This window comes from Actinotalea sp. JY-7885 (assembly GCF_014525465.1).
Lineage (GTDB): Bacteria > Actinomycetota > Actinomycetes > Actinomycetales > Cellulomonadaceae > Actinotalea.
Genome location: NZ_JACEXH010000025.1, coordinates 1 through 24,265 on the forward strand (window position 1 = coordinate 1; position 24,265 = coordinate 24,265).

The 24,265-nt window shown below is 74.6% G+C and carries 26 protein-coding genes, 1 tRNA gene, 1 other RNA gene and 2 pseudogenes; 16 read left to right on the top strand and 14 right to left on the bottom strand.

Annotated features, from left to right (window positions below):
• The 4 genes from IDM29_RS04005 to IDM29_RS04020 form a co-directional block, all read right to left on the bottom strand.
• On the bottom strand, positions 1-219 hold a 219-nt coding region (locus IDM29_RS04005), incomplete at its 3' end, for a hypothetical protein (protein WP_223147947.1).
• 50 nt (positions 220-269) lie between these two features.
• Complete coding sequence (locus IDM29_RS04010; RefSeq protein WP_188037221.1) at positions 270-761, bottom strand: hypothetical protein; 492 nt, start codon at positions 759-761, stop codon at positions 270-272.
• 2 nt (positions 762-763) lie between these two features.
• The gene (locus tag IDM29_RS04015; RefSeq protein ID WP_182111436.1) at positions 764-955 is read right to left on the bottom strand and encodes a hypothetical protein; all 192 of its coding nucleotides are present in this window, start codon (positions 953-955) and stop codon (positions 764-766) included.
• 35 nt (positions 956-990) lie between these two features.
• Positions 991-1,350, bottom strand: a complete 360-nt coding sequence (locus IDM29_RS04020; RefSeq protein WP_182111435.1) for a YtxH domain-containing protein — start codon at positions 1,348-1,350, stop codon at positions 991-993.
• Positions 1,351-1,680: 330 nt separating this feature from the next.
• Between IDM29_RS04020 and def the strand changes: the two genes are divergently transcribed.
• Both def and IDM29_RS04030 read left to right on the top strand, forming a co-directional pair.
• Positions 1,681-2,172: a peptide deformylase gene (def, locus tag IDM29_RS04025; RefSeq protein ID WP_182111434.1), complete on the top strand. Its 492-nt coding sequence runs from the start codon at positions 1,681-1,683 to the stop codon at positions 2,170-2,172.
• Between the two features lie 176 nt (positions 2,173-2,348).
• Positions 2,349-2,849: a DUF3145 domain-containing protein gene (locus IDM29_RS04030; RefSeq protein WP_188037222.1), complete on the top strand. Its 501-nt coding sequence runs from the start codon at positions 2,349-2,351 to the stop codon at positions 2,847-2,849.
• 360 nt (positions 2,850-3,209) lie between these two features.
• Here the strand turns inward: IDM29_RS04030 and IDM29_RS04035 are convergent, their stop codons facing one another.
• The 5 genes and pseudogenes from IDM29_RS04035 to IDM29_RS04055 form a co-directional block, all read right to left on the bottom strand.
• Positions 3,210-4,454 carry a beta-ketoacyl synthase gene (locus IDM29_RS04035; protein WP_188037223.1) on the bottom strand — a complete coding sequence of 415 codons (1,245 nt, stop codon included), beginning with the start codon at positions 4,452-4,454 and terminating at the stop codon, positions 3,210-3,212.
• 107 nt (positions 4,455-4,561) lie between these two features.
• Positions 4,562-4,801: pseudogene (locus tag IDM29_RS04040) on the bottom strand (acyl carrier protein); the annotation flags it as partial.
• Positions 4,802-4,898: 97 nt separating this feature from the next.
• Positions 4,899-5,900: a beta-ketoacyl-ACP synthase III gene (locus IDM29_RS04045; RefSeq protein WP_182111430.1), complete on the bottom strand. Its 1,002-nt coding sequence runs from the start codon at positions 5,898-5,900 to the stop codon at positions 4,899-4,901.
• The gene (locus IDM29_RS04050) at positions 5,897-6,871 is read right to left on the bottom strand and encodes an ACP S-malonyltransferase (protein WP_188037225.1); all 975 of its coding nucleotides are present in this window, start codon (positions 6,869-6,871) and stop codon (positions 5,897-5,899) included. Before IDM29_RS04050 ends, IDM29_RS04045 begins: the two co-directional genes overlap by 4 nt.
• Before the next feature lie 78 nt (positions 6,872-6,949).
• Positions 6,950-8,125, bottom strand: coding sequence for a CdaR family transcriptional regulator (locus tag IDM29_RS04055; protein ID WP_255491547.1), 1,176 nt, complete (start codon positions 8,123-8,125; stop codon positions 6,950-6,952).
• A 160-nt stretch (positions 8,126-8,285) separates the two neighbouring features.
• Between IDM29_RS04055 and IDM29_RS04060 the strand changes: the two genes are divergently transcribed.
• Positions 8,286-8,969, top strand: a complete 684-nt coding sequence (locus tag IDM29_RS04060) for a hypothetical protein (protein WP_188037226.1) — start codon at positions 8,286-8,288, stop codon at positions 8,967-8,969.
• Positions 8,970-9,049: 80 nt separating this feature from the next.
• Here the strand turns inward: IDM29_RS04060 and aceE are convergent, their stop codons facing one another.
• On the bottom strand, positions 9,050-11,842 hold the full coding sequence (aceE, locus tag IDM29_RS04065) for a pyruvate dehydrogenase (acetyl-transferring), homodimeric type (RefSeq protein WP_223147948.1): 2,793 nt from the start codon (positions 11,840-11,842) through the stop codon (positions 9,050-9,052).
• Between the two features lie 274 nt (positions 11,843-12,116).
• On the opposite strand from aceE, the gene IDM29_RS04070 reads away from it, so the two are divergent.
• From IDM29_RS04070 to IDM29_RS04100, 7 genes are all read left to right on the top strand, one after another.
• Positions 12,117-12,527, top strand: a complete 411-nt coding sequence (locus IDM29_RS04070) for a DUF3052 domain-containing protein (RefSeq protein WP_255491546.1) — start codon at positions 12,117-12,119, stop codon at positions 12,525-12,527.
• On the top strand, positions 12,524-13,009 hold the full coding sequence (locus IDM29_RS04075; RefSeq protein WP_182111424.1) for a peroxiredoxin: 486 nt from the start codon (positions 12,524-12,526) through the stop codon (positions 13,007-13,009). The genes IDM29_RS04070 and IDM29_RS04075 overlap by 4 nt, the downstream gene beginning before the upstream one ends.
• A gap of 50 nt (positions 13,010-13,059) precedes the next feature.
• Positions 13,060-13,133: transfer RNA gene (locus IDM29_RS04080), tRNA-Val, on the top strand.
• Positions 13,134-13,169: 36 nt separating this feature from the next.
• Positions 13,170-14,024 carry an MOSC domain-containing protein gene (locus IDM29_RS17620; protein ID WP_188037227.1) on the top strand — a complete coding sequence of 285 codons (855 nt, stop codon included), beginning with the start codon at positions 13,170-13,172 and terminating at the stop codon, positions 14,022-14,024.
• 10 nt (positions 14,025-14,034) lie between these two features.
• Positions 14,035-15,249 carry a Nif3-like dinuclear metal center hexameric protein gene (locus IDM29_RS04090; RefSeq protein WP_309232672.1) on the top strand — a complete coding sequence of 405 codons (1,215 nt, stop codon included), beginning with the start codon at positions 14,035-14,037 and terminating at the stop codon, positions 15,247-15,249.
• 18 nt (positions 15,250-15,267) lie between these two features.
• Positions 15,268-16,020, top strand: a complete 753-nt coding sequence (locus IDM29_RS04095) for a zinc ribbon domain-containing protein (protein ID WP_188037228.1) — start codon at positions 15,268-15,270, stop codon at positions 16,018-16,020.
• Positions 16,017-17,180, top strand: coding sequence for a bifunctional RNase H/acid phosphatase (locus IDM29_RS04100; RefSeq protein ID WP_188037229.1), 1,164 nt, complete (start codon positions 16,017-16,019; stop codon positions 17,178-17,180). The genes IDM29_RS04095 and IDM29_RS04100 overlap by 4 nt, the downstream gene beginning before the upstream one ends.
• 28 nt (positions 17,181-17,208) lie before the next feature.
• Here IDM29_RS04100 and IDM29_RS04105 read toward each other — a convergent pair whose 3' ends face one another.
• Entirely contained in the window at positions 17,209-17,994 is a 786-nt protein-coding gene (locus IDM29_RS04105) for a peroxide stress protein YaaA (RefSeq protein WP_188037230.1), read from the bottom strand.
• Between the two features lie 102 nt (positions 17,995-18,096).
• Here IDM29_RS04105 and rnpB point away from each other — a divergent pair.
• The 4 genes from rnpB to IDM29_RS04125 all read left to right on the top strand — a co-directional run bounded on the left by rnpB (position 18,097) and on the right by IDM29_RS04125 (position 20,960).
• Positions 18,097-18,485, top strand: an RNA gene (gene rnpB / locus IDM29_RS04110) — RNase P RNA component class A.
• Positions 18,486-18,668: 183 nt separating this feature from the next.
• Positions 18,669-19,934: an MFS transporter gene (locus IDM29_RS04115; RefSeq protein WP_188037231.1), complete on the top strand. Its 1,266-nt coding sequence runs from the start codon at positions 18,669-18,671 to the stop codon at positions 19,932-19,934.
• 100 nt (positions 19,935-20,034) lie between these two features.
• Positions 20,035-20,475: a response regulator gene (locus IDM29_RS04120; protein WP_182114195.1), complete on the top strand. Its 441-nt coding sequence runs from the start codon at positions 20,035-20,037 to the stop codon at positions 20,473-20,475.
• A 131-nt stretch (positions 20,476-20,606) separates the two neighbouring features.
• Positions 20,607-20,960: an STAS domain-containing protein gene (locus IDM29_RS04125; protein WP_182111419.1), complete on the top strand. Its 354-nt coding sequence runs from the start codon at positions 20,607-20,609 to the stop codon at positions 20,958-20,960.
• Between the two features lie 15 nt (positions 20,961-20,975).
• Here IDM29_RS04125 and IDM29_RS04130 read toward each other — a convergent pair whose 3' ends face one another.
• From IDM29_RS04130 to map, 3 genes are read right to left on the bottom strand one after another with little or no spacing between them, the layout of a single operon-like run.
• Positions 20,976-21,806 carry an MBL fold metallo-hydrolase gene (locus IDM29_RS04130; RefSeq protein WP_188037232.1) on the bottom strand — a complete coding sequence of 277 codons (831 nt, stop codon included), beginning with the start codon at positions 21,804-21,806 and terminating at the stop codon, positions 20,976-20,978.
• 4 nt (positions 21,807-21,810) lie between these two features.
• On the bottom strand, positions 21,811-22,605 hold the full coding sequence (gene ppgK, locus IDM29_RS04135) for a polyphosphate--glucose phosphotransferase (RefSeq protein ID WP_182111417.1): 795 nt from the start codon (positions 22,603-22,605) through the stop codon (positions 21,811-21,813).
• Complete coding sequence (gene map / locus IDM29_RS04140) at positions 22,602-23,492, bottom strand: type I methionyl aminopeptidase (RefSeq protein WP_370525721.1); 891 nt, start codon at positions 23,490-23,492, stop codon at positions 22,602-22,604. Before map ends, ppgK begins: the two co-directional genes overlap by 4 nt.
• Positions 23,493-23,549: 57 nt before the next feature.
• Here map and IDM29_RS04145 point away from each other — a divergent pair, with 57 nt between their 5' ends.
• Together IDM29_RS04145 and IDM29_RS04150 are read left to right on the top strand one after the other, a co-directional pair.
• Positions 23,550-23,735, top strand: coding sequence for an SPOR domain-containing protein (locus IDM29_RS04145; protein WP_182114193.1), 186 nt, complete (start codon positions 23,550-23,552; stop codon positions 23,733-23,735).
• Positions 23,725-24,265: pseudogene (locus IDM29_RS04150) on the top strand (pentapeptide repeat-containing protein); the annotation flags it as partial. The gene IDM29_RS04145 and the pseudogene IDM29_RS04150, both read left to right, overlap by 11 nt.

A 24,265-nucleotide genomic window follows, 5' to 3' on the forward strand; every position in this document is an offset into this window, starting at 1 on the left:
CAGCGCGGGCGCGCTCACGAGCGCCGCCCCGGGGAGCGTGACGGCGGCCGCGACGCACCCCGCCTGCCCGACGCGCTCGAGGGTCGCCAGGGCGCGCACCACGACGGGCGTGCCCTCCGGCGGGGGCAGCGGCCCGTCACGCGGCGGGAGCGCGACGTGCAGGACGTTCGGCGCGAGGACCGCGACGACCAGCGCGATGCCGGGGCCGGAGACGTCCACGCCTCACTGTCGGCGCGCGCGGTCTGCGGCGCGCGGGACGTCCGTCCCGGTCAGCGGCCGGTGTCCGGAGCGGTGGGCAGCCCCAGGAGCCACCCGCTGGTCATGGTCGCGAGGATGATCGGCGCCTCGTAGGTCCGCGGGGCGAGCGCCGGGTCGTCGTCGTGCACGGTGACGACCAGGTCGCTGGGCTGGGGGTTGTGCATGACGATCCCGAGCAGGTTCCCGACCAGACCGCGGGCGCGGTGGCGGCGGCGGGCGGCGCCGGTGAGCAGCGCCTCGAGCACCCGCGCGGTGTCACGGCGGGGGACGTCGAGCTCGACGGTGTCCTCGACGACGACCACGTCCTCGCCGTGCCGGTAGAGCCGCACGACGAGCGAGGGGTCGCCGGGCACCTCGACGGGGACCCAGGCCCGGTCGCCGTCGAGCGGGTCGTCGTCCTCCCATGGGTCGGCCTCGGGCACGGGTGCAGGGGTGCGCCCGTTGCGGACCGCGACCTCCCACAGGCCGCGCACGGCCCGCTGCGTGGCCTCGTCGAGGGGCACGGCTACCCCTGCTCGGTCAGGACCGCGGTCGCGAGGAACAGGAGCGATCCGAGGGCGAGCGCGCCGACCGCGAGGCGGAAGGTCGCGCGCTCGCCCGCCTGGTCGTCGGCCTGGCCGAGACGGAAGGCGCGCACGAGGAGGAAGGCGCCGGTGAGGGTCAGGACGCCGCCAAGGGCGAGGAAGACGGGCTGCACGGGGACAGTCTGCCGTCCCCGTGCAGCCCTCGGGATCAGAAGCGGTCCGTGCCGCCCGTGGTCCCGCTGCCGTTCGTGGGCGTGCCGGTCGTGGAGGTGCCGGAGAGGTCCTCGGTGCTCGTCTCGTAGGAGCTGCCGACCTCCTCGGACCCCGAGCCGGTGCGGCTCTTGACCGCGTCCGTCGCCGACTTCACCGCGCCGCCGACCTTCTCGGTGAGGTCCGGCGCCTTCTCCTTGACGAACGCCGTCGCGTCGGAGACGGTGCCCTGGACGCGCGGGTTCTCCCACACGGTCTGCGCGGACGACCGCAGCTTCTCGAAGCGCTCGCGGCCGGCGCGGGTGCCGAGCACGTAGCCCACGGCACCGCCGATGAGCAGGGCTGCCTTGATCCGCATGGTGACGGTCCTTTCGTCGGTGTGCGCGTCGTGCCGCCGGGGGGTGTCCGGCGCTTCCGAGCGTAGGGGGACAGCGCGGCGCGCGCTCGCGCTCGCCCCACCCGTCTCGGCTGGCGGCACCGCGCGCGGGAGTCGACAGTGGAGGGATGGGCAAAGGACGCGTGCGCAGGCTGGTGGCATTCCTCCCGGTGATCATGGCCGGCGTGAGGTGGTACCGGGACCGTCGTCGTCAGCAGCGCGACGGCGCAGCGCCGGGTCGGCGCTGACGGACCGGACAGACGTGGGTCCCGGCGGGCACGGTGTGGTCGCGCGCCGTGGGAAGATCCCCCCATGGCGATGAGAGACATCCGCGTCGTGCCGGACCCCGTGCTCCGGACCCCCTGCGAGCCGATCACCGAGATCGACGCGCGTGTGCGCTCGCTCGTGGAGGACCTCCTGGAGACCGTCGACCACGAGGGGCGGGCCGGCCTCGCGGCGAACCAGATCGGCGTCAGCCTGCGGGCGTTCTCGTGGAACATCGACGACGAGATCGGCTACGTCCTGAACCCGCGCATCGTCGAGCTGTCCGAGGACGAGTACCAGGACGGCGACGAGGGCTGCCTCTCGGTCCCCGGCCTCTGGTACCCGACGCAGCGCGCCTGGTACGCGCGCGTCGTCGGCCAGGACCTCGACGGCAAGGAGGTCGTCGTCGAGGGCACCGAGCTCATGGCGCGCTGCCTGCAGCACGAGGTCGACCACCTCGACGGGATGCTCTACCTCGACCGCCTCGAGCGGTCCGTGCGCAAGAAGGCGATGCGCACGCTGCGCGAGCAGCTCGCCTGAGTCCTGCTGAGACCGGCTGAGGGCGGCCGACGCGGGCCGCCGTCCGTCGTCGTGGCTGGCGCCGGGCGGTCGTGGTACGGCATGCTGGCCCCAGCACGCCGCGTGACCATGTGTGCCTCCCGGAGCGGGATGAGGTCGTTGGGGAAGACGACCCTCGACCCGTCAGGAGGTGTGACATGGCTGGTGCCATCACCCGCGGTGTACTTTTCGTGCACTCGGCACCCCGTGCCCTGTGCCCCCACATCGAGTGGGCTGCCGGCGGAGTGCTGAGCAGCCGCCTCGCCATGGACTGGACCGAGCAGCCGGCCGCGCCCGGCATGTTCCGCGCCGAGGTGTCGTGGCAGGGCGCGCAGGGGACGGGCGCGCGCCTGACCTCGGCGCTGCGCGGGTGGGCACACCTGCGCTACGAGGTCACCGAGGAGGCCAGCCACGGCGCCGACGGTGCCCGCTGGAGCCACACGCCCGACCTCGGCATCTTCCACGCGGCCACGGACGTGCATGGCAACACCGTGGTGCCCGAGGACCGGATCCGCGCCGCGCTCGAGCACGCCGGCGACGCGGAGCGCATGCGCCGGGAGCTGGACCTCGCCCTGGGCCAGGCCTGGGACGACGAGCTCGAGCCCTTCCGGTACGCGGGCGCGGGTGCCCCGGTCCGCTGGCTCCACCGCGTCGGCTGACCCACACGTCCTCCGGGCGTTGTCGAACCTCCGGGCACTCGCGCACCACGTCCCGCCGACCACGGACCTCTCAGCACGCACCCACCGAGCACGCACGTCCCCGACCCGAGTGTGGAGCGTCGTGCCGTGACACGCCGGTGTGTCGCGGCACCACGCTCCACGCTCGTGGCACGAGGCTCCGCGCGAGGGCACAACGCTCCACGCTCGTGGCACGACGCTCCGCGCTCGGCACACGAGGCTCCGCGCTCGCCACGACGCTCCGCGCTCGGCACGGGGCTCCGCACTGGCGTGGGAGGGAACCGGGGCGGGTAGGGGCCCGCAACCCTGAGGTCCCAGAGGGACCTCGGAGCGTCGAGGACCTCAGGCGGTGGTGACGACCAGCGCCACGTTGTGGCCGCCGAAGCCGAAGCTGTTGTTGACCGCGGCGATCTGACCGTCGGGCAGCGCCCGGGGCGTGTCGCGCACCAGGTCCAGGACGAGGTCCGGGTCGGGCTGGTCGACGTTGATCGTGGGCGGCGCCAGACGGTCGCGCAGCGCGAGCACCGTGAAGATCGTCTCGAGCGCCCCGGCTCCGCCGAGCAGGTGGCCGGTCATCGACTTGGTCGCGGAGAGCGCGACCCGGTCGGCGTCCGCACCCAGCACCGCGCGGACACCGCGCGCCTCGATGAGGTCGCCGACGACCGTCGACGTCGCGTGCGCGTTGACGTGGACGACGTCGGACGCAGTGATCCCGGCGTCGGTGAGCGCCGCGCGCATCGCCGCGACCTGACCCCGCCCCTCGGGCTCGGGGGACGTGATGTGGTAGCCGTCCGAGCTCAGGCCGACGCCGCCGATGCGGGCGTAGACGCGCGCGCCCCGGGCCGCCGCGTGCTCCGCGCTCTCGAGCACGACGATGCCGGCGCCCTCGCCGAGCACGAAGCCGTCACGCTGGGTGTCGTAGGGGCGCGACGCGCCCGCGGGGTCGTCGTTGCGCGTGGAGAGCGTGCGTGACGCGGCGAAGGCAGCGAGCGGCATCGGGTGGATGGCCGCCTCGGTGCCGCCGGCGACGACGACGTCGGCCCGGCCCGAGCGGATCATCTCGACGCCGTAGCCGATGGCCTCGGCGCCCGACGCGCACGCCGAGACGAGGGCATGGGCCCCGGCGCGCGCGCCGAGCTCGAGCTCGACGTAGGCGGCGGGGGAGTTGGGCATGAGCATCGGCACCGTCATCGGCAGGATGCGGCGCGCGCCCTTCGCCTGGAGGGTGTCCCAGGCGTCCAGCGTGGTCCAGATGCCGCCGATGCCCGACGAGACGACGGTGCCGAGCCGCTCCGGCTCCACCTCGGGGCTGCCCGCGTCGGCCCACGCCTCGCGCGAGGCCACCACGGCGTACTGCGCCGAGGGGTCCATGCGCTTCATCTCGGGGCGCGACAGGACGGCGTCGGGCGTGACCTTGAGCTGGGCCGCGAAGGTCACGGGGATCTCGTACGTCGCCGCCCAGTCGTTCTCGAGCGTGCGGGCGCCGGACACGCCGGCCAGGGCCGCCTGCCAGGTGCTGGGCACGTCGCCTCCGAGCGGCGTCGTCGCGCCGAGACCGGTGATGACGACGTCGGGGATGGTGCTCACGGTTCCTCCAGGACGGGCGGGCGGTGGTGCGGCTGGGTCGTGCGGGCCGGCCGGACCCGTCGCGGGGTCGGGCCGGCCCGCACGGCCGACGGCGGGCCACACCCCAGCGCGCCGTTGATGTAGGCGACCGCGTCGCCCACGGTCGTGAGGTTCTTGACCTCGTCGTCGGGGATGCGCACGGAGAAGCGCTCCTCGGCGAGCGTGACGATCGTCATCATGGACAGCGAGTCGATGTCCAGGTCGTCCGTGAAGGACTTCTCGGACGAGACGGAGTCGGTCGGCAGGCCGGTCTCCTCGCTGACGATCTCGGCCAGGCCGGTGAGGATCTCCTGCTCGCTGTACGCCATCTGTGTCTCCTTGGTGGGGTGGCGGTCGGTGCCCGGTCGGGCGCCTGACGATTGTTCACCGGGTCCGGCGTGCGTGTCCCCGGTGGTGCCGCGTGTCTCAGGGGAGCACGACGACCTGGGCGGCGTAGACGAGGCCGGCGCCGAAGCCGATCTGCAGCGCGAGCGCCCCGCTGCCGACCTGGCCCTCGCGCAGCAGGCGCTCCGTGGCGAGCGGGATGGACGCCGCGGACGTGTTGCCGGTGTCGGCGATGTCGCGGCCGACCACGACGGTCTCGGGGAGCTTGAGCTGCTTGATCATCTGGTCGATGATCCGCATGTTGGCCTGGTGGGGGACGAACGCCTCGATGTCCTGCGGTCCGACGCCGGCCGCGGCCATCGCCTTCTCGGCGACCGGGGCCATCTGCCACACCGCCCACTTGAAGACGCTCGCGCCCTCCTGGCGCAGGGTCGGCCACTCGCCGCTCGTGTGGGCGTCCTGCCACGACGAGGTCTGGCGGATGAGCTGCGCCTGCCCGCCGTCCGAGCCCCACACCGTCGGACCGATGCCCGGCGTGTCCGAGGGGCCGATGACGACCGCGCCCGCCCCGTCGCCGAGCAGGAACGAGATCGAGCGGTCGGCCGGGTCGATGAAGTCGCTCATCTTCTCCGCGCCGATCACCAGCACGTTGCGTGCGGTGCCCGCGCGGACCAGCGCGTCGGCCTGCGCGATGCCGTAGCAGTACCCGGCGCACGCGGCGGAGATGTCGTACGCGGCCGCGGGCGTCGCGCCGATCCGGTCGGCGACGATGGCCGCGCCGGCCGGCGTCTGGTGGAAGTACGTCACGGTCGAGAGCAGGACGGCGTCGATGTCGGCGCCCGTGAGCCCGGCGTTCGCCACGGCCGCGCGCGCTGCGCCCTCGGCGAGGTCGATGACGTCCTGGTCCGTGCGCGCCCGTCGGCGGGTCACGATGCCCGTCCGCTGGCGGATCCACTCGTCGGAGGAGTCGATGGGTCCTGCGACGTCGTCGTTCGTCACGACGTTCTCGCCGCGGACCGCCCCGAGGCCGAGGATGCGGGTGTGCGCGGGCCCGACGGCCTGCGTGAGGGTGGGACGGGTCACGCCTGGGTCTCCTCGGTGGTCGGTGGTCCGGCGTGGCGGAGGGCGAGGTCGCGCGCGGCCTCCAGGTCGGCCGGCGTCTTCACGGCGACCGTCTCCACCCCGGGCAGGCTACGCCGCGCGAGCCCGGTCAGGACACCGGCGGGTGCCAGCTCGATGAGTCCTGTCACGCCCATGGCGACCATGGTCTGCTGGCACAGGTCCCACCGCACGGGCGCGACGACCTGCGCCGCGAGCCGCCCCAGGACCTCGGCGGCACTGCCGTGCCCGTGCGCCCCGCCGCGGTAGGCGGCGCCGTCGGCGTCGGACAGGAACGGCAGCGTCGGGTCCTGCGCGGCCCAGCTGGCCGCGACGGGTCCGAAGACGTCGAGCGCGGGCTGCATGTAGGGCGTGTGGAACGCGCCGGCGACCTGGAGCGGGATGACCCGGGCCCGGGCGGGGGGTGCGGCGGCGAGCCGGGCGAGGGCCTCGAGCGAGCCGGCCGCGACCACCTGACCGCCGCCGTTGACGTTGGCGGGGTGCAGGCCGGCGTTCTCGACGGCCGCGAGCACCTCGGCGGGGTCCCCGCCGACGACGGCGCTCATCCCCGTCGGCTCCAACGCGGCGGCGTCGGCCATCGCCCGCGCCCGGACCGCGACGAGCGCCGCGGCCCCCGCGTCGTCCAGCACCCCCGCGACGGCGGCCGCGGCGAGCTCGCCCACCGAGTGGCCGGCGGTGACGTCGGGGCGCAGGCCGCCGTCGACGCCCGCCAGGAGTGCGCGGTAGGCCAGCAGCGACGCCGCCACGATGAGCGGCTGCGCGACGGACGTGTCGCGGATCGTCTCCGCGTCCGACGTGGTGCCGTGGGTGACCAGGTCGGTCCCCGCGGCCTCGCCGAGCGTCCCGAGCCGCTCCGCGGCGCCGGGGAGATCGAGCCAGGGACTGAGGAAGCCCGGGGTCTGGGAACCCTGACCGGGGCACACGATGGCGAGCACCCGACCACTGTGCCGGTCGCGCCGTCGTGCGCCGGGCCACGACGCCCACCAAGGTCGGGACCGGCCCTTGTGCGGAACCTACAAGGTGGTCTCGGCGGGGGACAGTCGCCCCAGCGCCAGGGCCGTCTGCAGGACGTACGCCTCGCGGGCGTCCAGCGGGTCCCAGCCGGTGACCTCGGCGACCTTGCGCAGCCGGTACCGGACGGTGTTCGGGTGCACGTACAGGACCCGCGCGGCCGCCTCCAGGGAGCGGCCGTGCTCGACGTGCGCGGCGAGGGTCTCCAGGAGCGACCCGCCGGCCCCGCGCAGGGGGCGGTAGGCGAGCTCGACCAACGTCCGGCGCGCCACGAGGTCGCCCACCAGCACGCGCTCCGGCAGCAGGTCGTCGGCCAGCACCGGGCGGGGCGCCGTGGGCCAGGCCGGTGCGGCCGCGAGGCCCGCGAGGGCGGCCGACGCCGACCGGCCCGCCTCGGCGAGGCTCGGCACCGCCGGTCCGATCACCACGGGCCCCGGGCCGAACCGCGGCAGCAGGGACGTCGCGGCGGCCCGTAGGTCGCCCTCCCCGCCGAGCACGACGACGAGGCGGTCGCCCTGGATCCCGACGAGCGCGTCGTCGGCCGCGCGGCGCGTCGAGCGGCGCAGCTCGGCGGCGCGCACGTCGTCCAGGGGGTGCAGGCTCGTGCCGACGAGAACCAGCGTGCTGCCGTGGCCCGTCCAGCCGAGCGCGGCGACCCGGGAGCGCAGCGCGTCGTCGGCGTCGCCGCGGATGAGCGCGTCGACGACGAGCGCCTCGAGCCGCGCGTCCCACGCGCCCCGCACCTCCGCGGCACGGGCGTAGACCTCGGCGGCGGAGAAGGCGACCTCCCGCGAGTACCGGAGCACGGCCTCGCGCAGGTCGCGCTCGGCGCCCGGCGCGGCCAGGCGGTCGCTGTGCTCCTCGACCACCTCCACCACCAGGCGGACCAGCTGGAGCGTGTGCTGCAGGGACACCGACCGGGTGAGCTCCGGGGGCGCGGCCGAGAAGATCTCGCTCGCCCCCTGCGGCGGGGTGCTCGGGTCGGAGAACCACGTGATGAAGCTCGAGATGCCGGCCTGGGCGACGAGGCCGACCCACGACCGGTCCTCGGCGGGCAGCGCGCGGTACCAGGCGAGGTTCTCGTCGAGCTTGCGCAGGGCGGCGGCGGCGAGCAGTCCGCTGCCGTCGTGCAGGCGCCGCAGGGTGTGCGCCTGGTCACGCGGCGCGGTGGAGACCATGGCTGGGAGCATAGGGCGACGGCCGCCCTGGTGGGGGCCGACGCACGCCGGGGTGTTGTAGGGAGCCGACAAGTTCGGACGGCGTCTGCGTTGTCCGAGAGCCCCGTCCGGGCGGTCGTCCGCCGGGCCGCGCCGTGAGGGTGCGGCTATGGTCTTTTCCATGGCCTTCCTCCCACGCCTTCGCCGCCTCATGCGTCGCCCGGTGTCCGCGTCGAGGGTGGGCGTCCGTCGTCCGACCACGACCAAGCGCCGTGACACCATCCACGAGGACGCCGTGCGCGCCATGCTGGGCGAGGACCCCAACGACGCCCGCGCGTTCACGGCACTGGCCGAGATCGTCCGGCGCCGTGCCGCGGGGATGGGGCCCGACGGCGACCCGCTGACGGCGCCGCAGGACGACGTCGAGAAGCACCGGGCCGCTGACCTCGCCGTGTGGGCCCTGGCCGAGGAGCTCGCTGGCCACCCGCGGGCCTGGTACCCGCTCATCGAGCTCGCGCGCCTGTCGCTGCACGAGGACCACGAGGGTGCGATCCGTCGCCTGAGCACCGCCGCCGAGCGCGACCCGTCGGGCGTCGCCCTCGTCGAGGGCCTGGCGGTCCTCCGCGAGGCGGGCCAGCCGGTCGAGGCGCTCAACCTCGGCGTCGGGCACTGGCGGGTCAAGGAGCACACCCCCGAGGTGGCCCGGCAGCTCGTGCTCGCCGCCATCGAGGCGGACCGTCCGCACGACGCCAACCAGCACCTCGCCGCGCTCGGGATGCACCCGGACAAGGGTGCTGTCGCGCGGCTGCGCCCCGACCTGGACCGGATCATCGCCCAGGCCGGCCAGAACATCAGCGGCCCGTAGCCGCCCGGCCACCGCGCCGACGACGAAGGCCCCCGCGCTCCAGGAGCGCGGGGGCCTTCGTCGTCAGCGGGGCGGGCGGGTCACGAGTCGCCGCCCGCGACGCCCGAGGCTCCGGCCCTGACGTCGTGGATCCGGTACCGCTCGATGGCCTGCGCCGGGGCGTCGGCCGCGACCTCGCCCCGACGGGCGAGGAGCTGGAGCACCTTGACCACGGTCGAGGGCCCATCGATCTTGAAGTAGCGACGGGCCGCCGCACGCGTGTCCGAGAAGCCGAAGCCGTCGGCGCCGAGCGTCGCGTACTCGCCCGGGACCCACTGCCGGATCTGGTCGGGGACCATGTGGTCGTAGTCGCTCGTCGCGACGAACGGGCCCTGCGCCCCCTCGAGCTTCTGGGTCACGTAGGCCGTGCGCGGCTCCTCGCCCGGGTAGAGCCAGTTGTGCTGGTCGGCCGCCAGGCCGTCGCGACGCAGCTCGTTCCAGCTCGTCACGGACCAGACGTCGGCGCGCACGCCCCAGTCGTTCGCCAGGAGCTCCTGCGCCTCGAGCGCCCACGGCACACCGACGCCGGACGCGAGGATCTGGGCCCGCGGGCCCTCGCCCTCGGCGACCGAGACGCGGTGGATACCGCGCAGGATGCCCTCGACGTCGACGTCCTCCGGCTCGGCCGGCTGGATCATCGGCTCGTTGTAGACCGTCAGGTAGTACATGACGTTCGGGTCGCGCGGGTCGCCCTCGCCGTACATGCGCTGCAGGCCGTCGCGGACGATGTGCCGGATCTCGTACCCGTAGGCCGGGTCGTAGTGCACGACGGCGGTGTTGGTCGCCGCGAGGATCGGCGAGTGGCCGTCCGCGTGCTGCAGGCCCTCACCCGTCAGGGTGGTGCGCCCGGCCGTGGCGCCGATGATGAAGCCACGCGTCATCTGGTCGCCGGCGGCCCAGAACTGGTCGCCCGTCCGCTGGAACCCGAACATCGAGTAGAAGATGTAGAACGGGACCAGCGCCTCGCCCTGCGTCGCGTAGGACGTGCCGACCGACTGGAACGCCGCGGCGGAGCCGGCCTCGTTGATGCCGGTGTGCAGGATCTGGCCCGACTCCGACTCCTTGTAGGAGAGCATCAGCTCGCGGTCCACGGCGAGGTAGTTCTGGCCGAGCGTGTTGAAGATCTTCGCGGTCGGGAAGATCGAGTCGAGCCCGAAGGTGCGCGCCTCGTCGGGGATGATCGGCACGATTCGCTTGCCGAACTCCTTGTCCTTCATCAGGTCCTTGAGGAGCCGGACGAAGGCCATCGTGGTCGCCACGTGCTGGTGGCCCGAGCCCTTGGCCAGGACGTCGTACGTCTTCTCCGGCGGCAGCGCCACGGGGGCGAAGCTGCTGCGCCGCTCGGGAACGAAGCCGCCGAGCTGGCGGCGCCGCTCGAGCATGTACTGGATCTCCGGCGAGTCCTGGCCCGGGTGGTAGTACGGCGCGTTGTACGGGTCCTCGATCTGCTCGTCCGTGACGGGGATCCGCAGGGAGTCGCGCAGCGTCTTGAGGTCGTCGACCTTGAGCTTCTTCATCTGGTGCGTCGAGTTGCGCCCGGCGAAGTTGGTGCCCAGGCCGTAGCCCTTGATGGTGTGCGCCAGGATCACCGTCGGCTGGCCCGTGTGGGCCGTCGCCGCCGCGTACGCGGCGTAGATCTTGCGGTAGTCGTGACCGCCGCGCTTGAGCGCCCAGATCTCGTCGTCGGTCATGTTCTGCACGAGCGCCTTGGTGCGCGGGTCGCGCCCGAAGAAGTGCTCGCGGATGAACGCGCCGCTCTCGGCCCGGTACGTCTGGTAGTCGCCGTCGGGCGTGACGTTCATCAGGTTGACCAGCGCGCGGTCCTTGTCCGCGTTGAGCAGCGCGTCCCACTCGCGGCCCCAGATCACCTTGATGACGTTCCAGCCGGCGCCGCGGAAGAACGCCTCGAGCTCCTGGATGATCTTGCCGTTGCCGCGCACCGGGCCGTCGAGCCGCTGCAGGTTGCAGTTGACGACGAACGTGAGGTTGTCGAGGTTCTGCTGCGCCGCGAGCTGGAGCATGCCGCGGCTCTCGGGCTCGTCCATCTCGCCGTCGCCGAGGAAGGCCCAGACGTTCTGCTGGCTCGTGTCCTTGATGCCGCGGTTGTGCGTGTACTTGTTGACCCACGCCTGGTAGATCGCCGACGCCGGGCCCAGGCCCATCGAGACGGTCGGGAACTCCCAGAAGTCCGGCATGAGCCGGGGGTGCGGGTAGGAGGACAGGCCGCCGCCGGGCACCGAGACCTCCTGGCGGAAGGCGTCCAGCTGCTCGCCCGTGAGGCGGCCCTCGAGGAACGCGCGGGCGTAGACGCCCGGGGCCGCGTGCCCCTGGAAGTAGACCTGGTCGCCGCCGCCGGGGTGGTCCTTGCCGCGGAAGAAGTGGTTGAGCCCGACCTCGTAGAGGGTCGCGACCGAGGCGTAGGACGAGATGTGGCCGCCGACGCTGACCTCGGGCCGCTGGGCACGCGTCACCATGACGGCCGCGTTCCACCGCAGGTAGGAGCGGTAGCGCCGCTCGACCACCTCGTCGCCCGGGAAGTACGGCTCCTCGTGCACACCGATCGTGTTGACGTACGGCGTCGTGATCGACGTCGGCACCGCCACGTTCCGCTCGCGGGCGCGCTTCAGCAGGTTGAGGAGCACGTACCGGGCCCGGGGCCCACCGCGCTCGTCGACGAGCCCGTCGAAAGACTCGACCCACTCACCGGTCTCGTCCGGGTCGATGTCCGGCACCTGGCTGAGGAGCCCGTTGATGAGCGGGCCCGCGTTGTCTCGTGCAGCCACCTGCAACCTCACCTCTCGTCCGCACCGTTGCGACTCCCGGGTGGGCGCCATCATCCAGTGCTCGGGTCGGCCCGAGGAGTGACGTTGGTGTTGCCGGTCCCCGGTCGTCCGACCATTGTCGTTCTTCCGGGTGCAGAAAGTCACACCGGCGGTGCGGCGTGAGACGTGACGTGGGCGACAGCGCGACCGGGCGGCCTGCGTGTGGCGCTTGCCACAGGGTGGGTGGATGCTGTGGGCTTACCGCGATGCCGGGCCGACGAGCTCGCCCGGCGCACGCACGACGACGAAGGGAACGGCACACCAAGTGGGAGCGACCGCGGAACCCGTGGGCAACCGAGGGGCAGCGGGAGCCGAGCGGCTCGGCTTCTCCACCGGACAGGTCATCCAGGAGTTCGGGTACGGCGACGACGTCGACGACGACCTCCGGGAGGGCATCGAGGACATCGTCGGCGGTGAGCTGGTCGACGAGGACTACGACGACGTCACCGACGGCGTGATCCTGTGGTGGCGCGAGGACGACGGTGACCTCACCGACGCGCTCGTCGACGTCCGTGCCGCGCTCGACGAGGGTGGCCTGATCTGGGTCTTCACGCGCAAGCCCGGCCGCAGCGGCCACGTGGGCCACAGCGACATCGAGGAGGCGGCCACCACCGCGGGGCTCCACGCCACGAGCACGCTGGCGATCGCCCCCGACTGGTCCGCGACCCGCCTCGGCACACGGAACCGGGGGAAGTGAGCGAGGCGGGCGGCGGCGCGACGGTCGCGGCGCCCGTGCCGGGCCAGCCGGCCCCCGACCTCGAGCTGCCCGACGCGCACGGCACGCCCGTGCGCCTCACGGGCCTGCGCGGCGGCCCGGTCGCGCTCGTCTTCTTCCCGTTCGCGTTCTCGGGCCTGTGCACCGGTGAGCTGTGCGAGCTGCGCGACAACCTCGAGGACTTCGAGGCCGCGGGCGTCCGCCTGCTGGGGATCTCGTGCGACCCGATGTTCACGCTGCGCGCGTGGGGCGAGCAGGAGGGCTTCGGCTTCGACCTCCTCTCCGACTTCTGGCCGCACGGGGCCGCCGCGCGGGCGTACGGCGTCTTCGACGAGGGCCAGGGGATCGCGACCCGCGGCAGCTTCCTGATCGACGCCGACGGGATCGTGCGCTGGTCCGTCGTCAACCCGCGCGGCCAGGCCCGCGAGCTGGGCGCGTACCGGGCGGCCCTCGCCGCCCTCTGACGCCGAGGCGTCGTCGGTACGCTGTGGGCGCCGTCGGCGACGACGGCGTGGGGCCTGTAGCTCAGTTGGTCAGAGCGCCGCGTTTACACCGCGGAGGTCGTCGGTTCGAGACCGGCCGGGCCCACCCAGGACCGACGTCCGCCGCTGCTAGCGTCGCGCCGTGCAGGTGACGTCCCTCGCGGTCTACCCGGTGAAGTCGCTCGGCGGCGTGCCGGTGGACAGCGCCCGGGTGCAGCCGTGGGGGCTCGAGCACGACCGGCGCTGGATGGTCGTCGACGAGGCCGGCGCCAAGGTCTCCGCGATCGCCGTCGGCGCGATGGTGACGATCACGGCCACGCCGCGGCCCGACGGCGGCCTGCTCCTGGCGCGCGACGGCGCGGCCCCGCTGACGGTCCCGGTCCCGGTGGACGGCCCGCGCGTGGAGGTCACGCTCTCGCGCGTCGGCACGGCCCACGCCGCCGACGACGCCGCCCACGCGTGGCTGAGCGAGGCGCTCGGACGGCGCGTCCGGCTGGTCTGGCTCGACGACCCGCGCCGTCGGGCGGTCACGGCGGAGCACGGCGGCCGGCCCGGTGACGTGCTCAGCCTCGCCGACACGGGCCCCCTGCTGCTGACCAGCACGTCCTCCCTGGCGCGGCTCGACCGGTGGGTCGCGCAGACCTGGGCCGACCGGTACGCGCAGTGCGGCGCCGCCGCGGGGTCGCGCCCCGGGCCGTTGGCGATGACCCGGTTCCGCCCCAACCTGGTCGTGACCGGCGACCTCGAGCCGTTCGCCGAGGACTCCTGGCTGCGGATCACGGTCGGCGACGTCGAGCTGCGCGTCTCCGAGCACTGCGACAGGTGCGCCGTGACGACGATCGACCCGGCGACCGGCGCGCGCGGTCACGAGCCGCTGCGCACGCTCGCCGCGCACCGCCGCCGCGACGGCAAGGTCTGGTTCGGCGTGCGCGCCGTACCCGTCTCGACCGGGACCGTGCGCCTCGGCGACCGGGTCGAGGTCGTGCGCTCCCGGTAGCCTCAGCGGCGTGAGCGGCGACGAGGCGAACCCCGAGACCCTGACCCTGGCCGACGTCGTCGGGCTGCTCGAGCGGCGCTACCCGCCCGGCACGGCGGAGGGCTGGGACGCCGTCGGCACGGTGTGCGGGGACCCGGCGCAGCCGGTCCGGCGCGTGCTGCTCGCCGTGGACCCGACGGCCGACGTCGTCGACGAGGCGATCGCCCTGGGCGCCGACCTGCTCCTGACGCACCACCCGCTGCTCCTGCGCCCGGTGCACTCCGTGGCCGCGACGACCTTCAAGGGCGCGCTCGTGCACCGGCTGATCCGCGCCGGGTGCGCGCTGCACGTCGCGCACACCAACGCGGACGCGGCCGCCGACGGCGTCGCCGAGGCGCTCGCCCTCGCCGTCGGGCTGACGGACCTCGCACCGCTCGTCGCGCTGCCGGACGCGCCGCTCGACAAGCACGTCGTGTTCGTCCCGGTCGAGCACACCGAGCGCGTGCTCGACGCGATGAGCGGCGCGGGCGCCGGTGCGGTCGGCGAGTACAGCCGGTGCGCGTGGACCGGCACGGGCACCGGGACGTTCGTGCCCGGCGCCGCGGCCGCGCCGGCGATCGGCACCCGGGGCGAGGTCGAGCGGGTCAGCGAGGACCGGCTCGAGATGGTGGCGCCGCGGGGCGCGCGCGCGGCGGTGGTCGCGGCGATGCGCGCGGCGCACCCCTACGAGGAGCCGGCGTTCGACGTCCTGGAGCTGGCGTCCCTGCCGGGGGCCGCGGGGACCGGCCGCGTGGGCCGGCTCGCCGGGCCCACGACCCTGGGCGCCTTCGCGGAGCGGGTCGCCCGCGTCCTGCCCGCGACCGAGCAGGGCGTGCGCGTGGCCGGCGACCTCGACGCGCCGGTCGAGCGGGTCGCCGTCGTCGGCGGGTCGGGGGACTCCCTCTTCGACGCGGTGCGCCGCAGCGGCGTGGACGCCTACCTGACCGCGGACCTGCGGCACCACCCGGCGTCCGAGCTGCGCGAGCGCGCCGCCTTCGAGGCGTCGTCGGCCGGGCGCCCGCCGCAGGACGGCCGGCCGTTCCTGGTCGACGTCGCCCACTGGGCGAGCGAGTGGCCGTGGCTGGAGTCCGCGGCGCGGGTGCTGCGCGAGGATGCGGCCGGACGGGGCGCTACGGTGGACGTCCAGGTCAGCACCCGGCGCACCGATCCCTGGACCGCCCGGATCGCCTCGGCCCCCCAGCCCTGAACCACCCCCGGAGGACCCGTGACGACAGCACCTGCGCCCGACCAGCTCCGACTCCTCGACGTGCAGGCGCTCGACACGCGCGCCCAGCAGCTCGCGCACCAGCGCCGCGTGCACCCGGCGCACGAGCGCGCGACCGAGCTGGCCTCCCGGCTCGCGGACCTCGAGGCCGCGTACGTCACGTCGAAGACCGCGGTGAGCGACCTGCGGCGCGAGGTCGCCAAGGCCGAGGCCGACGTCGAGCAGGTCCGCACGCGCGCCGCGCGCGACCAGGCGCGGCTCGCGTCCGCGGCGGTCAGCGCCAAGGACGCCCAGGCGCTGACGCACGAGATCGCGGCGCTCGCCCGGCGCCAGTCGGACCTCGAGGAGATCGAGCTCGAGGTCATGGAGCGGCTGGAGGCGCACGAGACGACGCTCGCCGAGGTCGGCAAGGCCCGCGACGAGGTGCTCGCGCAGCAGGAGGAGGCCGCGGGCATCCTCGAGCGCGCGCTCGCGACGCTGGACGAGGAGCTCGCGCAGGTCGCGGCGGAGCGCGAGCAGGTGGCGCACGGCCTCGACGCGGGGCTCCTGGCGCTCTACGACCGGCTGCGGGCCCAGCTCGGCGGCAGCGGCGCGGCGGCGCTGCGTGGGCGCCGGTGCGAGGGCTGCCGGCTGGACCTGAACCCGAGCGACGTCGAGAAGATCAAGGCGGCGCCGCCCGAGCAGGTCGTGCGCTGCGAGGAGTGCGGGCGGATCCTCGTGCGCGGCGCGGACGGCCGCAGCGCGGCGTCGTGACGCGGCGCCTGGTCGTCGAGGCCGACGGCGGCTCGCGGGGGAACCCGGGACCGGCCGGCTGGGGCGCCGTCGTGCGCGACGCGGCGACCGGCGCCCTGCTCGCCGAGCGCGCCGGCTACCTGGGCTTCGCGTCCAACAACGTGGCCGAGTACTCCGGGCTGGTCGCCGGCCTGGAGGCGGCTCGGGACATCGACCCCGCCGCGCACGTCGAGGCCCGGCTGGACTCGAAACTGGTCGTCGAGCAGATGTCCGGCCGGTGGCAGGTCAAGCACGCGGACATGAAGCGGCTCGCGGAGCTGGCGCGGGGCGTGCTCCCCGCCGACCAGGTCACCTACACGTGGGTGCCGCGCGCGCAGAACGGCGCGGCCGACGCGCTCGCGAACCAGGCGATGGACGCGCGCGAAGGGTTGTGGCGCGACCATCCCGACGGCGACGGACCGGACGCCACCCCGCCGGTGGAGCCGCAGGCGCCCGCGCGGGCGCGCCGCCCCTCGGGCGCGGCCATGCGCTTCGACGACGCGGAGCCGCTCACCGTCGTCCTGATCCGGCACGGCGAGACGCCGATGACGGCGTCCAAGGCGTACTCCGGGGGAGCGGTGCCCGGGCCGTCGCTGACGTCCACCGGGCGGATCCAGGCGGCGAAGGCCGCGGACACCGTGTTCCGCATCGGCCGCACCCTGTGGCCGGACCTGCCCCACCCCAGCGCGCTGCGCGCCTCGCCGATGGTGCGCACGCAGGAGACCGCGGGTGCGGTCGGCCGCCGGCTGGGCCTGCGCGTCGAGCTCGACGAGGCGTTCCGCGAGTGCGACTTCGGCGAGTGGGAGGGCCTGTCCGCCGATCAGATCGAGGAGCGCTGGCCCGGCGACCTCAAGCGCTGGCACGTGGACGCGGAGTTTCGCGCTCCCGGTGGCGAGTCGATCGAGGACGTGGGCGTGCGGGTCTCGGGGGCGCTCGAGCGGCTGCGCGACGAGGCCGTGGGCCGCACGGTCGTGGTGGTCGCGCACTCCGTCGTCATCCGCGCGGCCATCGGCGCGACGCTCGGTGCGCCGTCGTCGGTCTGGGCGTCGGTCCGCGTCGGGCCCGCCTCGATCACCATCCTGCGCCTGTGGGCCGACGGCGAGCGCGAGGTGACGGTCGTCGGGATGCCGACGGACCTCTAGGTTCTGCGGACCCCGGGGGGGTCGTGCGTCAGCCGACGACGAGCCGCAGCTCGTGGGTGCCGGCGCGGCGGCCCGGGACGAGCTCGGCGTCGAGCAGCATGCTGCCCACCATCTCCCCGGCGGCGTCGAGCAGCGCGGCCGGGGTCGCCGGGTCCTCGCCGTGGCGGGTCACGAGGTGGCGGGTGAGCAGACCTCGCGTGTGCTTGGCCCAGTGCGAGACCACCGTGCGGCGTCCGGCCTCCTCGCGCAGCACGGTGACGCTCACGTGGCCCGGGCCGCCCGACGGCGCCCACGCCGCCGCGTACGCGGCCGAGCGGCAGTCCACGACCAGGCGGTCCGTCGCGAGCGGGTCGAGCTCGCGGGCGAGCGGCTCGCGCCACGAGCGCGCGAGCGGGCCGACGCCCGGCAGGTCCGTGCCCATCGACAGCCGGTAGGCGGGGATGAGGTCCGCGGGGGTCACCGCGCCCCAGAGCGCCGAGACGACCCGGACGCACCGCTCGGAGCGCGCGCGGGCGGCGTCGTCGGGCAGGTCCGCGAGACCGGCGGCACCGAAGAGGACGCCGGTGTACACGTCGTGCGCGGGCGCCGTCGGCTCGGTCTTCAGGCGCATGTTCCGCGCGACCTCCGGTGCGAGCGACGCGCCGACCCCGAGCACGTCGAGGGCGTCAGTGCGCCGGCTCGCACGGGCGAGGGCCGTCAGGACGCGGCGGCGGTGCGCGCTGAGGCGGCGCGCGCCGCTCAGGGCGGCGAGGTCGAGGGGGGCGCCGTGCCGGGGGGCCGTCTTGCCCTCGGACGGCGGGAGGAGCACGAGCACCGCAGCAGGCTAGTGCGCCGCGCGGGCCGCCCCGTGCCACCGGGCGCCCGTCATGGCGGACGTCACGCCGCCGGGCACCAGCCCGGGTAGCCTGGTCCCGGATGAGTCGGCCAGGCGGTCGCGTCACCGGGTCCGCCCGGTGCCGAGGAACGTCCGGGCTCCGCAGAGCACGGTGGTGGGTAACGCCCACCCGGGGTGACCCGCGGGACAGTGCCACAGAGAGAAGACCGCCTCGCCGCCGGCCTCGGCCGGCAGCGCGGTAAGGGTGAAACGGTGGTGTAAGAGACCACCAGCGCACCGGGTGACCGGTGCGGCTAGGTAAACCCCACTGGGAGCAAGGCCAGACAGGGAGCGTTCGAGGGCTGCTCGCCCGAGCTCCCGGGTAGGCCGCTGGAGGCGTGCGGCAACGTACGTCGTAGAGGGATGGCCGCCACCCGCACCGGGGTAACCGGGTGCGGGGACAGAACCCGGCGTACCGGCCGACTCATCCACCTCGCCCGGCGCCGAGCGGTGAGAGCACGCGCCCACCCCGCCGACGTGACGAACGCCATAGCCGCGGGCCAGGCGCCGATCTGGTGCCACGATGAGGGTCTCCCGTCACCGGCCCGCGCCGCGGAGCTCCGTCGCGCGCGGCCGCGGGGCGCCCTTGCACCACCAGCACCGACGGGACACCTGTGACCGACCCCAGCACGACCAAGGAACGACTCTGGACCCGGGACCTGGTCCTCGCCTCACTGGCGAACCTCGTCCTGGCGTTCGTCTTCTACCTCCTCATGACCACGATGGCGCTGTACGCCGTGGAGCGGTTCAGCGCGACGGACAGCGCCGGGGGACTGGCGTCGAGCATGTTCGTCATCGGCGCGGTGGTCGCGCGCCTCTTCGCCGGCAACCTCGCGGACCTGGTCGGCCGGCGCCGGATCCTCGTCGTCTCGATGGTCGTCTTCGTCGTCGCCTCGTTCGCCTACCTCCCGGTCGACGCCGCGGCCGACTCCCTCGGTGTGCTGCTGGCGGTCCGCGCCGTGCACGGCGTCGCGTTCGGCATCGCGAGCACCGCCGCGCTGTCCCTCGCCCAGTCCCTGATCCCCGCCTCGCGCCGCGCGGAGGGCACGGGCTACTTCACGCTGAGCACCACGCTGGCGACGGCGATCGGCCCGTTCCTCGGCCTGCTCCTGGTGCACGGCCCCGGGTACGACGTGCTGTTCGTCGTCAACGGCGCGGTCGCGGTGCTCGGGATCGTGTTCTCGGTGCTGCTGCTCCGGACGCCCGACGTGCTGCCGGGGCCGGACGAGCGCGCGCGGCTGCGCAGGTTCCACCCGCGCGACATGCTCCACCCCGACGTGCTGCCCGTCGCGAGCTTCATGCTCGTGCTCGCGGTGAGCTTCGCCGGCGTGCTGACGTTCCTCAACTCCTACGCGGAGGATGCGGGACTCGAGTCCGGCGCGAGCATCTTCTTCCTCGTCTACGCGGTGGTGCTGTTCGGGACGCGCCTCGTCGCGGGCAGGGTCCAGGACCGGCGCGGGGACAACGTCGTGGTCTACACGGCGCTCGCCGCGTTCGCGGTGGGGCTCGTCCTGCTCGGCCTGGCCACCTCCGACGCCGTGCTCGTCGTCGCCGGCGGGTTCCTGGGGATGGGCTTCGGCACGCTCATGTCGGCGATGCAGGCCATCGCCGTCGGCCGCGTGCCCATGCGCCGCGTCGGGGTCGCCGTCTCGACGCACTTCTTCATGGTGGACCTGGGCGTGGGCCTCGGCCCGATCCTCCTGGGCGTGCTGCTCGACGCCATCGGCTACGGCGACATGTACCTGGTGCTGGCGGGCACCGTCGTCCTCTCGGCCGCCCTGTACCACGGCGTCCACGGGCGCAAGGACCGCGCGCGGCGACGCGCCGTGGCGACGCTCGAGACGCCCCTGGACCGCGCGCCGGTGCCGGCGCAGGGCTGAGCGGCGGCGCTCGGGCCCGGGGCTCCGCACGTGTGGCGAGCGGGTGATGTCCGGCGCCCGGGGAGCGACGGGCCCCCGGGCGTGTGATCATCAGGGCGTGATGATGACCGAGATCGCCGCCCTGGACGTCCTGCTCGTCGAGGACGACCCCGGCGACGTGCTGATGGTCCAGGAGGTCTTCGAGGACCACGGTCTCGGCGGCCACCTGGACGTGGTGAACGACGGCGCCGAGGCGCTGGCGTACCTGCGCCGCGAAGGTGCCCACGCCGCCGCCCGTCGCCCGCACGTGATCCTGCTCGACCTGAACCTGCCCAAGATCGGTGGCCGCGAGGTCCTCGAGGCGGTCAAGACGGACCCGGAGCTCGGGTCCATCCCGGTCGTGGTCCTGACCACGTCGTCCGCGGAGGAGGACGTGGTGCGCGCCTACACGGCGCACGCGAACGCCTACGTCACCAAGCCGGTCGACTGGGACGCGTTCACGGCGGCGATCCGGCGGATCGGGCACTTCTTCGGCGACGTCGCGCGCCTGCCCGGGCGCTGAACGTCACCGCGTCACCCCGGCGGCTCCCGACGTCGGCCGGTATCCTCGGGGAGCCTTCCGACGTCGCACGACGAAGCTCGGGGGCCAGGAGTCCCGGCCTGCGACGCCGGGACAGCAGGAGGCCGTAGGTCATGGCAGGCACAGATCAGCACGCCGTCGGGGGGATCACCGTCGCCGAGCGCGACGACTCCACGGTGGCGCATCTCTGGGGCGAGATCGACGAGGCGCTGCGCGAGCAGGCCAGCATCGCGCTGAGCAGGGCGCTCACCCGGGATCTGCCCGTCGTCCTCGACGCCGCGCAGGTGACCTTCATCGACTCCACGGGGATCGCGTTCCTCATCCAGTTCATGCGCGTGGGACGCGAGGAGGGCCTGCCGGTGACCCTGCGCAACCCGCCGTCGCTCGTGACGGACGTGCTGGAGCTGCTCGGCCTGCAGGGCCTGTTCGACGCCTCGGGCGACGAGAGCACCATCACGGCCACCTGAGCCCCGGAGGCGCCCTCAGCCCCGCTCGCGCAGCGCCGCGACCTGGCGGTCGTGGTGCCCACGCTGCTCCGGGTCCGCCAGCCGCGGGTCCTCCGCGGGCCGGTTCTCGGGCGCGGTCCGCGCGCCCGGACGTCCCGGGAAGGCACCCAGCGCGACCAGGTAGGCGCGGTCCGCGGCGAGCCGGGCGGCGAGCCCGGCCGCGTCGGTCGGCGTCCCGTGGCCCGGCACCAGGACCTGGACGGACCAGCGCGCCGCCGCGGCCTCGAGGGCGCGCAGGGCGGCGAGGTGGTCCCCGACCGGGTCGACGGCGTCCGTGTCGAGCAGCGGGATCTCGGTCTCCGAGAGCAGGTCGCCCGCGAGGAGCACGCCCGCGCCCGGCACCACGAACGCCGCGCTGCCCGGGCAGTGCGCCGCGTGCGGCACGACGACGACCTCGGGGCCCGACCACGGCACCCGCTCGCCGGGCAGGGGGTCGAGGCGCCCCGTCAGGGCCGGGTCGTGCCCGGGGGCCGTCGCGTCCGCCGTCGAGCACGCCCGCGCGACGGCGGCGCGGGTGGCCCACCGGGGAACGGCTCCCAGCGCCGCCGACCAGAGCACGTGGTCCCAGTGCGGGTGCGTCGACGCCCCGGCCTCGACGCTCAGCCCGCGGCGCGCCAGGGTGGCGGCGAGGGCCGCGAGGTCGGCCGGCGTGAGCGCCGGGTCGACGAGGAGGCAGCGGCCGTCCGCGCCGAGAACGACGGTCGTCGTCGTGGACCACGGCTGGCTCGTCGCGACCAGGACGCGCGGGGCGACCTCGACGAGGGCGACGTCGCCGGGCGCACCGCGGCCGGGCGCGGCGTCGTCCACCGGCTCAGTCGGAGGCGGTGGCGTGGGCCGCCAGCGCCGCCGCGCCGACGATCCCCGCGGCGTTGCGCAGCTGCGCCGGCACGATCGGGGTGCGCAGGTCCAGCAGCGGCAGGAAGTTCTGGTGCTTCTTGCTCACGCCGCCGCCGACCACGATCAGGTCGGGCCAGAACAGGTCCTCGACCACCCGGAAGTAGCGCTGGAGGCGCTCCGCCCAGCGCTCCCAGTCGAGGTCGTCGCGCTCGCGCGCGCTGTCCGCCGCGCGGGACTCGGCGTCGTACCCGTCGATCTCGAGGTGGCCCAGCTCCGTGTTCGGGACGAGCGTGCCGTCGACCACGAGGCACGAGCCGATGCCCGTGCCCAGCGTGACGACGAGCACCACGCCGGGCGTGTCCCGGGCGGCGCCGTAGAGCGTCTCCGCGTAGCCCGCCGCGTCGGCGTCGTTGACCGCCAGCACGCGGCGCCCCGTGGCCTCGGCGATGACGCCCGTGACGTCCGTCCCGATCCACGACTCGTCGACGTTCGCGGCCGAGCGGGCCACGCCGTGCTGGATGACCGCCGGGAACGTCACGCCGATCGGCATGCCCGCCGGCAGGTGGAAGGCGTCGAAGAGCTCACCGACGGTCCGCGCGACGGCGGCGGGCGTGGAGGGCTGGGGTGTGGGGATGCGGACCCGGTCCGCGGCGAAGGTGCCCGCGACGAGGTCGACGGGGGCGCCCTTGATGCCGCTGCCGCCGATGTCGATGCCGAAGGCCAGGGTCGGTCCGGCGGTGCCGGGGTCGAGCTCGGGGGTCGTGGTCATGGCAGGGTCAGGATCTCCGCTCCGGTCTCGGTCACCACGAGGGTGTGCTCGAACTGCGCGCTGCGCCTGCGGTCGCGCGTCACGACGGTCCAGCCGTCGTCCCACATCTCCCACTCCGGTGTCCCCAGGTTGAGCATGGGCTCGACGGTGAACACCATCCCCGGCTCGATCACCGTGGCGTACCGGGGCGCGGCGTCGTAGTGGGGCACGACGAGCCCCGAGTGGAACGCCTCGCCGACGCCGTGCCCGGTGAAGTCCCGGACCACGCCGTACCCGAAGCGCTGCGCGTACTTCTCGATCACGCGGCCGATGACGTTGATCTCGCGGCCCGGCGCGACGGCCTTGATGCCACGCATCATCGCCTCGTGCGTGCGCTCGACCAGCAGCCGCGACTCCTCGTCCACGTCGCCCACCAGGAACGTCGCGTCGGTGTCGCCGTGGACGCCGTTCTTGTAGGCCGTGATGTCGACATTGACGATGTCCCCGTCCCGCAGGACCGTGGAGTCCGGCACGCCGTGGCACACGACCTCGTTGACCGAGGTGCACAGCGACTTGAGGAACGGGACCTGGCTCGGTCGCGGCTGGTACAGCAGCGTGGACGGGTAGGCGTCGTGGTCGCACAGGAACTCGTGGCCGATGCGGTCCAGCTCGTCCGTCGTGACGCCCGGCGCGACGTGCCGCCCGACCTCCTCGAGAGCCTGCGCCGCGAGGCGGGACGCCACGCGGATCCGCTCGATCGTCTCCGCGTCCTTGACCTCCGAGCCGGTGAAGGGCAGCTCGCGGTCCTTGCCGACGTACTCCGGCCGCTCGATGTGGGCTGGGACGCTCCGCACCGGGCTCAGGGTCCCGGGGACCAGGGTGCCGCCGGGCGCGTGCGAGATCGACATGCCTGGCAGTCTACGGAGCAGGCGCGGAGGTCGCGCCGCGAGCCGGAGGGAGCGGTCATGGGCGACGGCACGGAGTTCTGGTTCAACCCCGGGACGGGGGAGATCGAGGAGGGGCGCGTGAGCCCGTGGACCGAGCGGATGGGCCCGTACCCGACCCGCGAGGCAGCCCAGCAGGCGCTGACGAAGGCCCGCGCCCGCACCGACGCGTGGGACGAGGACGACCGGCGGTGGCGTGACGGCTGACGCCGACCCCGGCGCAGCGCCGCGGGCGCACCTGCGCGCCGACTGCGCGCGGTGCGTCGGCCTGTGCTGCGTGGCCCTCGCCTTCTCGCGGTCCGCGGACTTCGCGATCGACAAGGAGGCGGGGGAGCCGTGCCGACACCTCGCCGTCGACCACCGCTGCACCATCCACGCGCGCCTGCGCCCCGCCGGGTTCGCCGGGTGCACGGTGTACGACTGCCTCGGCGCCGGCCAGCGGGTCACGCAGGTCACCTTCGGCGGCCGGACCTGGCGGGACGACCCCGCGGTCGCGGCCGCGATGTTCGCGGCCTTCGGCGTCGTGCGCGGCCTGCACGAGATGCTCTGGTACCTCGCGGAGGTGCTCGACCTGCCGCGCGCGGCGGCCGAGCACGAGGCGGCGCGCCGGCTCACGGCCCGTCTCGAGCAGGTGACCGCCGCCGCTGCGCCCGTCCTGGCCGACGTCGACGAGCGCGCGCTCCAGGCCGAGGTCGCCCCGGTGCTGCGCCGCGCGAGCACCGCCGTGCGCGGGCGGC